The 13,413-nt window shown below is 74.1% G+C and carries 11 protein-coding genes and 2 pseudogenes; 6 read left to right on the plus strand and 7 right to left on the minus strand.

The features are described 5' to 3' along the window. Positions 1-37 precede the first annotated feature (37 nt). A pseudogene (gene ypfJ / locus J116_RS22440) lies at positions 38-933 on the minus strand (KPN_02809 family neutral zinc metallopeptidase). A 227-nt stretch (positions 934-1,160) separates the two neighbouring features. On the opposite strand from ypfJ, the gene abc-f reads away from it, so the two are divergent. The 3 genes from abc-f to J116_RS22455 all read left to right on the plus strand — a co-directional run bounded on the left by abc-f (position 1,161) and on the right by J116_RS22455 (position 4,279). After that, on the plus strand, positions 1,161-2,759 hold the full coding sequence (abc-f, locus tag J116_RS22445; protein ID WP_023589330.1) for a ribosomal protection-like ABC-F family protein: 1,599 nt from the start codon (positions 1,161-1,163) through the stop codon (positions 2,757-2,759). A 320-nt stretch (positions 2,760-3,079) separates the two neighbouring features. After that, entirely contained in the window at positions 3,080-3,301 is a 222-nt protein-coding gene (locus J116_RS22450; protein WP_023589331.1) for a helix-turn-helix domain-containing protein, read from the plus strand. Between the two features lie 177 nt (positions 3,302-3,478). Continuing rightward, positions 3,479-4,279, plus strand: coding sequence for an enoyl-CoA hydratase/isomerase family protein (locus J116_RS22455; protein ID WP_023589332.1), 801 nt, complete (start codon positions 3,479-3,481; stop codon positions 4,277-4,279). A gap of 157 nt (positions 4,280-4,436) precedes the next feature. Here J116_RS22455 and J116_RS22460 read toward each other — a convergent pair whose 3' ends face one another. The 5 genes from J116_RS22460 to J116_RS22480 all read right to left on the minus strand — a co-directional run bounded on the left by J116_RS22460 (position 4,437) and on the right by J116_RS22480 (position 9,433). Further along, entirely contained in the window at positions 4,437-5,192 is a 756-nt protein-coding gene (locus J116_RS22460) for an SDR family oxidoreductase (RefSeq protein ID WP_023589333.1), read from the minus strand. Positions 5,193-5,197: 5 nt separating this feature from the next. Next, a complete protein-coding gene (locus tag J116_RS22465) occupies positions 5,198-6,982 on the minus strand; it encodes a glycoside hydrolase family 15 protein (RefSeq protein ID WP_023589334.1) in 1,785 nt (594 codons plus the stop codon). Between the two features lie 162 nt (positions 6,983-7,144). Beyond that, complete coding sequence (locus tag J116_RS22470; RefSeq protein WP_023589335.1) at positions 7,145-8,044, minus strand: SURF1 family cytochrome oxidase biogenesis protein; 900 nt, start codon at positions 8,042-8,044, stop codon at positions 7,145-7,147. Between the two features lie 69 nt (positions 8,045-8,113). Continuing rightward, on the minus strand, positions 8,114-8,347 hold the full coding sequence (locus J116_RS22475) for a hypothetical protein (RefSeq protein ID WP_023589336.1): 234 nt from the start codon (positions 8,345-8,347) through the stop codon (positions 8,114-8,116). A 105-nt stretch (positions 8,348-8,452) separates the two neighbouring features. Further along, entirely contained in the window at positions 8,453-9,433 is a 981-nt protein-coding gene (locus J116_RS22480) for a DEDDh family exonuclease (RefSeq protein WP_028964411.1), read from the minus strand. 187 nt (positions 9,434-9,620) lie between these two features. On the opposite strand from J116_RS22480, the gene J116_RS22485 reads away from it, so the two are divergent. The 3 genes and pseudogenes from J116_RS22485 to J116_RS22490 all read left to right on the plus strand — a co-directional run bounded on the left by J116_RS22485 (position 9,621) and on the right by J116_RS22490 (position 12,059). Beyond that, a complete protein-coding gene (locus J116_RS22485; protein WP_023589338.1) occupies positions 9,621-10,331 on the plus strand; it encodes a VIT1/CCC1 transporter family protein in 711 nt (236 codons plus the stop codon). A 137-nt stretch (positions 10,332-10,468) separates the two neighbouring features. After that, positions 10,469-11,407 (plus strand): annotated as a pseudogene (locus J116_RS28810) (sterol desaturase family protein); the annotation flags it as partial. Continuing rightward, entirely contained in the window at positions 11,379-12,059 is a 681-nt protein-coding gene (locus J116_RS22490; RefSeq protein ID WP_023589339.1) for a lysoplasmalogenase, read from the plus strand. The pseudogene J116_RS28810 and the gene J116_RS22490, both read left to right, overlap by 29 nt. Here the strand turns inward: J116_RS22490 and J116_RS22495 are convergent. Continuing rightward, entirely contained in the window at positions 11,980-13,377 is a 1,398-nt protein-coding gene (locus tag J116_RS22495) for a CoA transferase (protein WP_023589340.1), read from the minus strand. The genes J116_RS22490 and J116_RS22495 overlap by 80 nt on opposite strands. Between the last annotated feature and the right edge of the window lie 36 nt (positions 13,378-13,413).

Below are 13,413 nucleotides of genomic sequence, written 5' to 3' on the forward strand. Positions count from 1 at the left end.
CCCAGTCTGGCACCAGCCACCGACAGCGCCCGTCGGCTCAGCCGAAGGTGTCGCAGCGGGCCGCGTCGCCCGTGCGGTACCCCTCCGAGAACCACCGCTGCCGCTGCTCCGCCGACCCGTGCGTCCACGACTCCGGCGTCACCCGCCCCTGGTGGCGCTGCTGGATGCGGTCGTCGCCCACCGCGGCCGCCGCGTCGAGCGCGTCCCGCACGTCCTGCTCGGTCACCCGCGCCAGCACCGGGCGGCCCGTCCGCTCGTCGGGCGTCGTCGTCGCGTGCCGCGCCCACACCCCGGCGTAGCAGTCGGCCTGGAGCTCCGCCCGTACGGCGTTGCTGCCCGCGCCCTGCCGCCCGTCGTGGGCCCGGCTCAGCGTGCCCCGCAGGTTCTGCACGTGGTGCCCGTACTCGTGCGCCACCACGTACGCCTGCGCGAACGGCCCGCCCGACGCCCCGAACCGGTCCCGCAGCTCCCCGAAGAACCCCAGGTCCAGATAGACCTGCCGGGCGGCCGGGCAGTAGAACGGCCCCACCGCCGAGGTCGCCGAGCCGCAGGCGGTGCCCACCCGGTGGTCGGTGAACAGCACCGTCCGCGCGTCCGTGTACCGCCCGCCTTCGCGCGCGTGGGCGGACCGCCAGTAGTCCTGCACGCTGTTGACGAAGGCGACGACCCGGCAGTCGTCGCGCGCGTTGGCGTCCGCGCCCTTCCGGCACGCCTCGCCCACCTCGCCCGCGCCCGAGGCGCCCACCGCCGGTTCGGACGTGCCGTCCTCGGTGAGCCCCAGCTGGTCCGGGCTCACCCCGAACACCAGGGCCAGGGCCAGGGCGATCAGCCCGGCGACGCCCCCGCCGATCGTCGCCCGCCCGCCGGCAGGCGGCTGCCCCGTACGTCCCGTACCTCCGACGTGTCCAGGTCGGCGTCGTCGTCGAACCGCATGCTCCGGGCACCACCCTCCGTCGGGTCCTGCGGCGAGTATCGGCGGCCCCGCCGCCGGCCGCCCCTCGTACGCGGCCGAGGGGTGCGCGTACCCGGAAGAACGCCGGAAAAGCAGTTGCATGCGCCCGTTAGACTGGCCCGTATGGCCATTCTCCCTGTGCATTAGACGGTGTGACGTCACCGCAGCAGCCGTCCGCCCACCGTCCCCCCCGCCCTGGAGTCTGTCCGTGATCACCGCCACCGGCCTTGAGCTGCGCGCCGGCGCACGCGTCCTCATCGAGTCCGCTTCCTTCCGCATCGCCAGGGGCGACCGCATCGGCCTCGTCGGCCGCAACGGCGCCGGCAAGACCACCCTCACCAAGTGCCTCGCGGGCGAGGGCATCCCCGCCGCCGGCACCATCACCCGCTCCGGCCAGGTCGGCTACCTCCCGCAGGACCCGCGCACCGGCGACCTCGACGTGCTGGCCCGCGACCGCATCCTCTCCGCCCGCGGCCTCGACGTGCTGATCCGCAAGATGCGGCTGAACGAGGAGCGCATCTCGACCGGCAAGGGCGCCACCCGCGAGAAGGCGCTTCGGCAGTACGAGCGGCAGGAGACCGAGTTCCTCACCAAGGGCGGGTACGCCGCCGAGGCCGAGGCGTCCACGATCGCCGCCGCCCTCGGCCTGCCGGACCGGGTGCTCGGCCAGCCGCTGCACACCCTCTCCGGTGGTCAGCGCCGCCGTATCGAGCTGGCCCGCATCCTCTTCTCGGACGCCGACACGCTGCTCCTCGACGAGCCGACCAACCACCTCGACGCCGACTCGATCACCTGGCTGCGCGACTACCTCAAGACCTACCGCGGCGGCTTCGTCGTGATCTCCCACGACGTGGACCTGGTCGAGACCGTCGTCAACAAGGTCTTCTACCTGGACGCCAACCGGTCCGTGATCGACATCTACAACATGGGCTGGAAGCTCTACCAGCGCCAGCGCGAGGACGACGAGAAGCGCCGCCGCCGCGAGCGGCAGAACGCCGAGAAGAAGGCCGCCGCGCTCAACGCCCAGGCCGACAAGATGCGCGCCAAGGCCACCAAGACGGTCGCCGCGCAGAACATGGCCCGCCGCGCCGAGAAGCTGCTGTCCGGCCTCGAGGATCTGCGCCAGTCCGACAAGGTGGCCAAGCTGCGCTTCCCCGAGCCCGCGCCCTGCGGCAAGACCCCGCTCACGGCGGAGGGCCTGTCCAAGTCGTACGGCTCGCTGGAGATCTTCACCGATGTCAGCCTGGCCATCGACAAGGGCTCGCGCGTCGTCATCCTCGGGCTCAACGGCGCCGGCAAGACGACCCTGCTGCGCCTCCTCGCCGGGGTCGAGAAGCCCGACACGGGCCAGGTCACCCCCGGCCACGGCCTCAAGCTCGGCTACTACGCGCAGGAGCACGAGACCCTCGACCCGGACCGCACGGTCCTGGAGAACATGCGCTCGGCCGCCCCCGACCTGGACCTGGTGGAGGTCCGCAAGGTCCTCGGCTCGTTCCTGTTCTCCGGCGACGACGTGGACAAGCCCGCCGGGGTCCTCTCCGGCGGCGAGAAGACCCGCCTCGCCCTGGCCACCCTGGTCGTCTCCTCGGCGAACGTGCTGCTCCTCGACGAGCCGACGAACAACCTCGACCCCGCCAGCCGCGAGGAGATCCTCGGCGCGCTGCGCACCTACAAGGGCGCGGTCGTGCTGGTCACGCACGACGAGGGCGCCGTGGACGCGCTCCAGCCGGAGCGGATCATCCTCCTCCCGGACGGTGTCGAGGACCTGTGGGGCGCGGACTACGCGGACCTGGTCTCCCTCGCCTGATCACCGCCGACCCCCTCTGATCCTCCTCGTCTGGATCATTCGGCCTAGTCGTGATCCTTCATCTGAGTGAGGGGATCTCATACAGCGGCGTGGCGCCCTGCGGATTCTCCGGCTCCGGCGCCACGCCGCAGGCATCTCCGCGGCACCCCGCTGACCTGGCACTTCACCGTCGGGCGGGCATCGTGTCCGGCGCCCGGGCGCCCCGCGCGGCCGTCCCGAACGGAAACCCGCGTCCACAGACCTTGTCGAATGGCTGGCCATGTGGGCCCGGAGGGGTGATCATGAGAAGTCCAGAGCGCACTTCCCATGAGGAGGCACGGGTGGCCGAGACTCTGAAGAAGGGCAGCCGGGTGACCGGCGCCGCGCGCGAGAAGCTCGCGGCAGACCTGAAGAAGAAGTACGACGCCGGCGTGAGCATCCGGGCCCTGGCCGAGGAGACCGGCCGGTCCTATGGATTCGTCCACCGGATGCTCACGGAATCCGGAGTCGTGTTGCGTGGACGCGGTGGAGCGACGCGCGGCAAGAAGGCCCCGTCGGCCTGACAGCCGTACGCGGGTCGTGAGACGTCCCCGCACGTCCGGCAGTGCCGTCCGGCCGTCGTCGGCCGTGGTTCGCCGCGGTCCGGCGCTCGACCGGTTGGTTACCGTGCAGTAATTTGTCGGTCGGCGCAGCCTTCCCGGCTGCGCCGCCCGACCGCTGCACCGGACCGGAGGCGCCCCATGACCACGCTCGACCCTGCCCTCGTCGTGCTCGACAAGGACGGTGTACGTCTCACCGTCGAGGACGCCGTCGCCACGGTGACCCTCACCAATCCGGCGAAGCGCAACGCCCAGTCGCCCGCCCTGTGGCGGGCCCTCACCGAGGCCGGGCGCGCGCTGCCCGGCAGCGTGCGGGTGGTCGTGCTGCGCGGGGAGGGCAAGTCGTTCTCCGCCGGTCTCGACCGGCAGGCGTTCACCGAGGAGGGGTTCGACGGCGAACCGTCGTTCCTCGACATGGCGCGCGGGTCCGACGAGGACCTCGACGCGCTCATCGCCGAGTACCAGGAGGCGTTCACCTGGTGGCGGCGCAACGACATCGTGTCGGTCGCGGCCGTCCAGGGTCACGCCATCGGTGCCGGTTTCCAGCTCGCCCTCGCCTGCGACCTGCGGGTCGTCGCCGAGGACGTGCAGTTCGCGATGCGCGAGACCAGCCTGGGCCTGGTGCCCGACCTGACCGGCACGCACCCGCTGGTCGCCGCCGTCGGCTACGCCCGTGCCCTGGAGATCTGCGCCACGGGCCGGTTCGTCCACGCCGACGAGGCCGAGCGCATCGGCCTGGCCAACCTCGTGGTGCCCGCGGGCGAGCTCGACGCGGCCGTACGGGACCTGTCCGCCGCGCTGCTCGCCGCCCCGCGCGACGCGGTCGTGGAGACCAAGGCGCTGCTGCGCGGCGCGGCCGGGCGTACGTACGAGGAGCAGCGCGCCGCCGAGCGTGCCGCCCAGTCCCGACGCCTCCGCGACCTCGCCGGCCTCGCGGACTGACCGGCGACCGGCCGGGCCGCCCCCCCGGCCGACGCTCCGGGCCCGCCCGACCCGGACTGACGCAGCACCGCTGGACCAGCCGTCCCGCCCCGCTCCGGCCCTGGCCGAAACGCCAGGGGCCGGGGCCGGGGCCGCGAGGCGCTGGGGCGGGCGGGGGTCAGAAGCCGTGGCGGGCGCCGCCGTCCACCGGAAGCATCACGCCCGTCAGGTACGACGCGGCGGGGGAGAGCAGGAACGCCGCCGTCGTGCCGAACTCCTCCGGCGTGCCGTAGCGGCGCAGCGGGATGCGCGACTCGTTGGCCGCCCGCGCCGCCGCCGGGTCGCCCGACAGGGCGTCCAGCTCCCGCACCCGGTCCGTGTCGATCCGCGACGGCAGCAGGCCCACCACGCGGATGCCGCGCGGCCCCAGCTCGTCCGCCAGGGACTTGGCGAACCCGGCCAGGCCGGGCCGCAGGCCGTTGGAGATCGTCAGGCCCGGGATGGGCTCGTGCACCGAGGCGGACAGGACGAAGCCGATGACGCCGCCCTCGTTCAGCGCGGCCGCGGCGGCCCGCGCCATGCGCACGGCGCCCATGAACACCGAGTCGAACGCCGCCCGCCACTGCTCGTCGGTGTTGTCGGCGGCGAAGCCGGGCGCCGGTCCGCCGACGCTCACCAGCACGCCGTCGAAGCCGCCGAAGTGCGACCGCGCGGCCGCGATCAGCGTGTCGGCGGCCTCCGGGTCGGCGTTGTCCGCGGCGACTCCGGCCGCGCCGGGGCCCAGTTCGGTGGCGGCGTCCTCCACCGCCTTCGCGTCGCGCGAGGACAGGACGACCTTCGCGCCCTCCGCCACCAGTGCCTTCGCCGCCGCGTGCCCGAGGCCGCGGGAGGCGCCCGTCACCACGTACACCCGGTCCTTCAGTCCAAGATCCATGGGGTCTATCCTGCCGGGTCGTCCGGCGCCAGCGCGAGGGCCGTCGCCACCAGGCCGACATGGCTGAACGCCTGCGGGAAGTTGCCGAGCTGGCGCCGCGCCACCGGGTCGTACTCCTCCGCGAGCAGCCCCACGTCGTTGCGCAGCTCCAGCAGCCGCTCGAACAGCTCCCGCGCCTCTTCGTGGCGGCCCATCATGCGCAGCGCGTCCGCCATCCAGAACGAGCACGCCAGGAACGTGCCCTCGCCGCCGGGCAGCCCGTCCACGGCGATCCCGTCCGTGCCGTACCGGCGGATGTACCCGTGGTGGCCGAGCTCCTCCCGTACCGCCTCCACCGTGCCGACCACGCGCGGGTCGTCCGGCGGGAGGAAGCCGACCCGCGGGATCATCAGCACCGCCGCGTCCAGCTCCGCCGAACCGTACGACTGGGTGAACGTGTTGCGGACCGGGTCGTAGCCCCGCGCGCAGACCTCCCGGTGCACCTCGTCGCGCATCGTCCGCCACCGCGCCACGTCCCCCGGCAGCGACGGGTCGCGCTCCAGGGTGCGCACCGCCCGGTCCGCCGCCACCCACGCCATCACCTTGGAGTGGACGAAGTGCCGGCGCGGCCCGCGCACCTCCCACAGCCCCTCGTCGGGCTGACGCCAGGTGGACTCCAGGAACCCCAGCAGGCTCAGCTGCAGCGCCCATGCCTGCCGCTGCGGCGGCATGCCCACTTCCCGCGCCAGGGACAGGGAGTCCATGACCTCGCCGTACACGTCGAGCTGTAGCTGCTTCACGGCGGCGTTGCCGATCCGGACCGGGCGCGCCCCGCCGTAGCCGCGCAGCCACGGCACCTCCGTCTCGGGGAGCCGTCTCTCGCCCGCCAGGCCGTACATGATCTGGAGGTCCGCCGGGTCGCCCGCGACGGCCCGCAGCAGCCAGTCACGCCAGGCGGCGGCCTCCTCGACGTACCCGACCGACAGCAGGGCCCGCAGGGTCAGCGTCGAGTCGCGCAGCCAGCAGTAGCGGTAGTCCCAGTTGCGCACGCCGCCCAGCTCCTCCGGCAGGGACGTGGTCGCGGCGGCGACGATCCCGCCCGTCGGCGCGTACGTCAGCGCCTTCAGGGTGATCAGCGAGCGCATCACCGCTTCCCGGTACGGCCCCTCGTACGTGCACTGCGCGGCCCAGGACTTCCAGTCCTCCAGGGTGTGCTCCAGCGCCATGTACGGGTCGACGAGCGGGGGGCGCGGCTCGTGCGAGGGGTGCCAGGTGAGGCAGAACGCGACCTTCTCGCCGGGGTTCACGGTGAACGACGAGCAAGTGCTGTACTGCTGACCCCAGGTCTTCACGCGCGGTTCGCTGCGCAGCCACACGGAGTCCGGCCCGGCGACGGCGATCCGATGGCCGTCGGCGCGGCGCATCCACGGCACGACCGACCCGTAGTCGAAGCGCAGCCGCAGCACGGACGACATCTCGACCCGGCCGGTGACGCCCTCCACGATCCGCATCACATCGGGGGCGCGGTCGCGGTGCGGCATGAAGTCGACGACGCGGACCGTGCCGGTGCGGGTCTCCCAGAAGGATTCGAGGACCAGGGAGTCGCCCACGTAGCTCCGCCGCGAGCAGGTCCGGGCCCCGGCCGGCGCGATCCGCCAGTGGCCGTTGTTCTCGTCGCCCAGGAGCGCGGCGAAGCAGGCGCCGGAGTCGAAGCGGGGCAGGCAGAGCCAGTCGATCGAACCGTCCCTGCCCACCAGAGCGGCGGTCTGGAGATCGCCGATGAGGGCATAGTCCTCGATGCGTTGGGTCACGTCTGGCGTGTTCCCACAGCGGAGAAGCGCCAATCAGTCATACGGGCCCGCACGGCCCGTGGCCTGCGCGGGTGCGCCACGCGATGTGCTCCGCGTCACACGTCCGAGGGGCGCGTGGGCCGAACGGGCGCGCAGCGGTGCAAGGGGGCGCTAAAGCGCGGTCTACGCCTCCGCCGGCGCACGCGGGGCGGTCGCGCCCTCGCCCTGGGCGCCCTCGCCCTGGGCGCCGTCGCCGGAGACCCCGTCCGCCGGGCCGCTGTCGTCCGGGCCGCCTTCCGCCGGGCCGTCGCCGCCCGCCGCTGTGGCCGCCCGTGCGTCCGCCTCGCGGTCGCGGCGCTCGCGGCGTACGAGGATCACCCAGCCCACCGGGACACCGGCCGCGAACAGCCACCACTGCACGGCGTACGCCATATGGGCGCCGATCGAGTCGTGGTCCGGGTCCGGGACCGGCTCCGGGCTGCCTCCGGCCGGTACGGGGTCGGTCAGGTCCAGGTAGCCGCCGAGGACCTGGCGGCCCAGCCGCTCGGCCTGCTGCTCGCTGTTGATGAGCATGACCTGGCGGGGCGGCAGGCCTTTGAGGTCCTTGATGCCGCTGCTGCCGGTCGTCTGGTCGGCCATGAGCCGCCCGGTGACGGTCACCCGGCCCTTGGGCGCGGGCGGCACGTCCGGGTACGACTTCTGGTCCGGGGCGGCGGGGACCCAGCCGCGGTTGACGAGGACGACCCGCCCGTCGTCGAGGACGAGCGGGGTCAGGACGTGCATGCCGACCCGGTCGTCGGCGTTGGTGCGGCGGCGCACGACGACCTCGCGGGCCGTGTCGAACGTGCCGGTCGCGGTCGCGTGGCGCCAGAAGTCGGAGCGCGGGACCGTGTGGCCCGGCGCGGTGAGCTCGGTCACGGGGACCGGCTCCGCCTTCAGGTTGTCCTCGATCAGGCTGTTCTGGGCCACCCGGCGCTCATGCCGGTGGAACTGCCAGAAGCCCAGCTCGACCATCACCGGGATCAGGACGAGGGCGACGAGGGTGAGGATCACCCACTGCCGGGACAACAGGAAGCGGTACACCCCACGACGGTACCTCCGCCGCCGGGACGGCCCGCCCCCGGGGCACCCCCGTCGCCGGGCGCCCCCGGCTCACACCTTGTCCACGATGCCCGCCTTGCCCTCCGCGCGGGCGCAGTGCGCGCCGCAGTACCAGCGGCCGTCCGCCTCGACGCCCTGCCCGATGATCTGGACCCGGCAGTGCTCACAGATGGGCGCCATGCGGTGGATGGCGCAGGCGAAGCAGTCGAAGACGTGCACCGCGCCCTGCGCGTGCACCTCGAACGACATGCCGTACTCGTTTCCGCAGACCTCACAACGTGCCATGCGCCACAGGGTGCGGGGCGCGGCGGGCGTGGCGGCGGACGGCGCGCCCGTCCGTCACCCGATCGACCCGGGGCCGTCCGGCGGGTCGGCCGCCGGGCCCGCCGGTCAGTCGTCGGCCGGGGCGACGTCCCGCAGCAGATGGGTGAAGGCGACCTCGTCCACGATGGGCGTGCCGAACGACTTGGCCTTGACGACCTTCGAGGTGGCCGCGTCCGGGTCGTTGGTCACCAGGAGGCTGGTCAGCCGGGAGACGCTGGTCGCCACGTGCAGCCCGGCCTCGACGGCCCGGTCCTCCAGCAGTTCCCGCTCGACCGACGTGTCGCCCGAGAACGCCACCCGCATACCCTGCTTGAGCGGTTTGTCCGCCTCGTACCGTCCGGGGTTCGGGTACGGGCAGGCCGGGCGCTTCCGCGACGGGCGCCAGCCGTTGGAGGCGTACGTCGCCTGACGGCCGATCCGGGGCGTGCCGTCGGCGGGCGGCGCCGACCACTCGGTGATCGGGCGGCACTCCAGCAGCGGCAGCCGTACGCCGCGCTCGGCCGCCGTGCGCAGGCTCGGCCGGAACGCCTCGGCGAGCACCCGCGCGTCGTCCAGGGCGTTGTGCGCCTGTCGCTGCTGGACGCCGAAGTGGGCGGCGAGCGACTCCAGCTTCATGTTGGGCAGCGGCAGGGCCAGCTCCTTGGCGAGCGCTATGGTGCACAGCCGTTGCCGCACCGGCGCGGTGCGGCGCGCGCGGGCGTACTCGCGGGCGATCATCGACCAGTCGAAGTACGCGTTGTGCGCCACCAGGACGCGCCCGTCGAGCCGCTCCGCGAATTCGGCGGCCACGTCGGCGAAGAGCGGCGCGTCGGCCAGCAGTTCGCTGGTCAGGCCGTGGATCGACACGGGTCCGGGGTCGCGCTCGGGGTTGACCAGCGTGTACCAGTGGTCCTCCACCTCGCCGCGCGCGTCCACCCGGTAGACGGCCGCGGACACGATCCGGTCGTGCGAGAAGAGTCCGGTGGTCTCCACATCGACGACCGCGTACCCCTGCGGGTAGGCGGGCGGCCAGGCTGTCGCTGTCGTACGGTCGTCGAGCATGGTCATTGAGAATAGAGCCCCCCACCGACACCGCGGGACCCGGGCGGACCCCCGGGGGCCGGTCCCGGGCCGGTCCCGGCACCCGACGCACCCTCAGGAGTCAGGGGCCCGGCCGCCTGTGCGAGGGGCACCGCCGCGTGAACCAGCGTGCCGTTTCGGGGCGTACGCGCGCGGGGGTGAGACGCTCGGCGGCGTGACGGAACCGACGGAGCGGGAGGCACACCCCGAGGGGCTCGGGGTACGGCTCAACTGGCTGCGGGCCGCCGTGCTCGGGGCGAACGACGGCATCGTGTCCACCGCCGGGCTCGTCGTGGGCGTCGCGGGCGCCACCGGTGAGCGTTCCGCCCTCCTCACGGCCGGGCTCGCCGGGCTGCTGGCCGGGTCCATGTCGATGGCGGTCGGCGAGTACGTGTCCGTGTCCACGCAGCGGGACTCCGAGAAGGCCGCCCTGGCGGTGGAGTGGCGGGAGCTGCGGGAGCAGCCGGAGGCCGAACTCGACGAGCTGACCGAGCTGCTCGCCGAGCGCGGGCTGAGCCGGGACGTCGCGCGCGAGGCGGCCGAGCAGCTGACGGAACGTGACGCGCTGCGGGCGCACGCGCGCGTGGAGCTGGGCATCGACCCGGACGACCTGACGAACCCGTGGCACGCGGCCGGCGCGAGCTTCCTCGCCTTCACGGTCGGCGCGCTGCTGCCACTGCTGGCCATCGTGTGTCCGCCGGCGTCCGCCCGGCTGTGGGTGACCGTCCTGTCGGTCCTCGCCGCGCTGACGCTGACCGGCTGGTGGAGCGCCCGCCTCGGCTCGGCGCCCGCCCGCCCGGCCGTGCTGCGGGTGGTGGGCGGGGGAGCGCTGGCCATGGCCGTGACGTACGGGGCCGGGTCGCTGCTGGGGGCGGCGGGCGTGTAGGGGATTCGAGGGAAATGGTCCCTTCTCGTGCGGCATGCCGTTGGGCGGTTCCGCCAAAGGCCGCTGACAGACCGTCTCGCATACTTGTCGGTAACCACCTCTAGCCCCGGCCCGGCGCCCGGCCCTACCGTGCTCGCATGTCGCCGAACCCGCCCGACGCCGTGCTGTGGTCGATACCCGCCTTCGTCCTGCTCACCGCCGTGGAGATGGTCAGCTACCGGCTGCGTCCCGACGAGGACGCCGCCGGGTACGAGGCCAGGGACGCCGCCACCAGCGTCGGCATGGGCCTGGGCAGCATCGGCTTCGACCTGTTGTGGAAGATCCCCGCCCTGGCGCTGTTCACCGCCGTCTACGAGCTCACCCCGGCCCGCGTCCCCGTCACCTGGTGGACCATCCCGCTGATGCTGCTCGCGCAGGACTTCTTCTACTACTGGTCCCACCGCGGCCACCACGTCGTCCGCGTCCTGTGGGCGTGCCACGTCGTCCACCACTCCAGCCGCAGGTTCAACCTGACGACCGCGCTGCGCCAGCCGTGGACCTCGCTGACCGTCTGGCCGTTCTACCTGCCGATGGTCGCCTGCGGGGTGCCCCCGGCCGCCGTCTTCTTCTGCTACTCCGTCAACCTCGTGTACCAGTTCTGGGTCCACACCGAGCGCATCGGCAAGCTGCCCCGGCCCGTCGAGTACGTCTTCAACACCCCCTCCCACCACCGGGTGCACCACGCCTCCCAGGGCGGCTACCTCGACCGGAACTTCGGCGGCATCCTCATCCTGTGGGACCGGATGTTCGGCTCCTTCACCGCCGAGGCCGAGCGGCCCGTGTACGGGCTGACGAAGAACATCGACACGTACAACCCGCTGCGCGTCGCCACCCACGAGTACGTCGCCATCGCCCGCGACCTGCGCCGCGCGCGGACCTGGCGGGAGCGCGCCGGGCGCCTCTTCCGCGGGCCCGGCTGGCAGCCCGGACCGCCCGCGCCCCCGGCCGCCGGGCCGGCCCCGCCGGTCCCGCCGGTTCGGGGCCCGCCGGGTCGCGGGAGCGTGTCGCGTGAGCCGCGAGCGCCTGGCCGGGCTCCTGAAGGCGGCGTTCGCCGTGGCCCTCGCCGCCGACCTGCTGGCCCTGCTCGCCGGGTCCGGCACGGGCCACCTGGTCGCCAAGCCACTGCTGATGCCGCTCCTCGCCGCGTACGCGGCCGTGCGCGGCGCGCCCCGGCTCCTGGTCGTCGCGCTCGCCTTCGGCTGGGGCGGCGATGTGTTCCTGCTGGTGGACGCCGACTGGGCGTTCCTGGTCGGCATGGGTTCGTTCGCCGCCGGGCACGTCTGCTACCTGCTGCTCTTCGGCCGCGCCCGTACGTCCCCGCTGCTCGGCGCCTGCTACGCCGCCGCGCTGGTCACCGCGGTCATCCTGCTGTGGCCCGACCTCCCCGCCGACCTGCGGATACCGGTCGCCGGATACTCCCTGCTGCTCACCGCGACGGCGTACCGCGCGAGCGGCCTCGGACCGGTCGCGGGGGCGGGCGGCGCGCTGTTCATGCTGTCCGACACGCTCATCGCGACCGGTGTGGCCGCCTGGCCGCAGCTCCCCGCACCGGACTTCTGGATCATGCTCACGTACGGGGCCGCGCAGTACCTCCTGACGGCCGGGGTGCTCACGCCGTCCAGCGCGGGGCGTCCGCTCCCCACCGGCCCGGTGGCCGTGCCCAGTCCGCCGGGCCGCCCTCGTAGCTGACGGGGGAGAGGGCGTGGCGCAGCCGGCCCAGCGGGGTGTCCCGCTCCCGCAGCCACCGCCCGGGCTCGTAGGGCCCCTCGCCGGGTACGGGCGGTTCCGGGTCCGTGCCGTGCGTCAGCCAGCGCCCGGTCTGCGTCAGCGCCGCCTCCACCCGCCAGGTGCCGCCGTCCCGGTGGCGTTCCGTCAGAGCGCGCAGCACGGCGGCGGCCACCAGGTAGCCGGTGCCGTGGTCGAGGGCCTGCGCCGGGAGCGCGCCCGGCTTCTCCCCGTAGCCCTCCAGCAGGGCGATGCCCGTCGCCGCCTGGACCAGGCTGTCGAAGCCGCGGCGCCCGCCCCAGGGGCCGTACGCGCCCCACGCCGAGAGCCGCGCGACCACCAGGCCTGGGCGGCGCTCGGCCAGGGCCTTCGGGGCGAGTCCGAACCGGTCCAGCGCGCCGGGCCGGTAGCCGGTCACCACCACGTCGGCGGCGTCCAGCAGTTCGTCGAAGGCCCGCCGGTCCGCGGCCCGCCCCAGGTCCAGCAGCGTCGAACGCTTGCCCAGGCCCGTGTCGTTGTGCGCCTCCTGGTTCTCCGGCAGGCCCGGGGCGTCCACCCGCAGGACGTCCGCGCCCAGCAGGGCCAGCGTCCGCGTGGCGACCGGCCCGGCGAGCACCCGCGTCAGGTCCAGCACCCGCACCCCGGCGCACGGCGCCCCGAGGGACGGCGCCCCGGCCCGCGCGCCGCTCGCCTCCCGTACCGGCCCCGGCGCGTCGCCCAGCCGCTCCAGGGTCAGCAGCGGACGCCGGGCCACCAGGGCGCCCTGCTCCGACGCGGCCCACGCGGCGGCGTCCCGCACGGCGACGGCCATGCCGCCCGCCGCGTACACCGCCTCCTCCACGTCCGCCGCGCCCCGCCCCGCCAGCGCGTCCGCCACCGCGTCGGGGCCCGAACCGGCGGGCAGCCCCAGCGCGGCCAGCAGGGCGGCCTCGTGGTGCGGGTAGTTGGCGTGGGTGCGCAGCCACCCGTCGGCGGTGCGCCAGAACCGGGAGAGCGGCGCGAACCCGTCCCACGCCCGGCCGTCCATCGTCACGAACCGGTCGCTGTGGAAGGCCGTCGCCACCGCGCCGTCGCCCACCCGGACGTCCGGCACCGGCCCGCCGCTCCGCACGGCGGCCAGCTCCGCCGCGGCGAGGGCGCACACCGCGACCGTCGCGCGGGCCGCCTCCACCACGGGCAGCCGCGCGGACAGCACCCCGGGCACGCGGTCGTACGAGACCCGCTCCAGCAACCCCTGATCGGCACCGAGTGCCGCCCACGCCTGAGTGATGGCCCTGTTCATCCCTCGATCATGGCGCTGAGTGTCATGGAGGGGAAG

The organism is Streptomyces thermolilacinus SPC6, from assembly GCF_000478605.2.
Taxonomy (GTDB): domain Bacteria; phylum Actinomycetota; class Actinomycetes; order Streptomycetales; family Streptomycetaceae; genus Streptomyces; species Streptomyces thermolilacinus.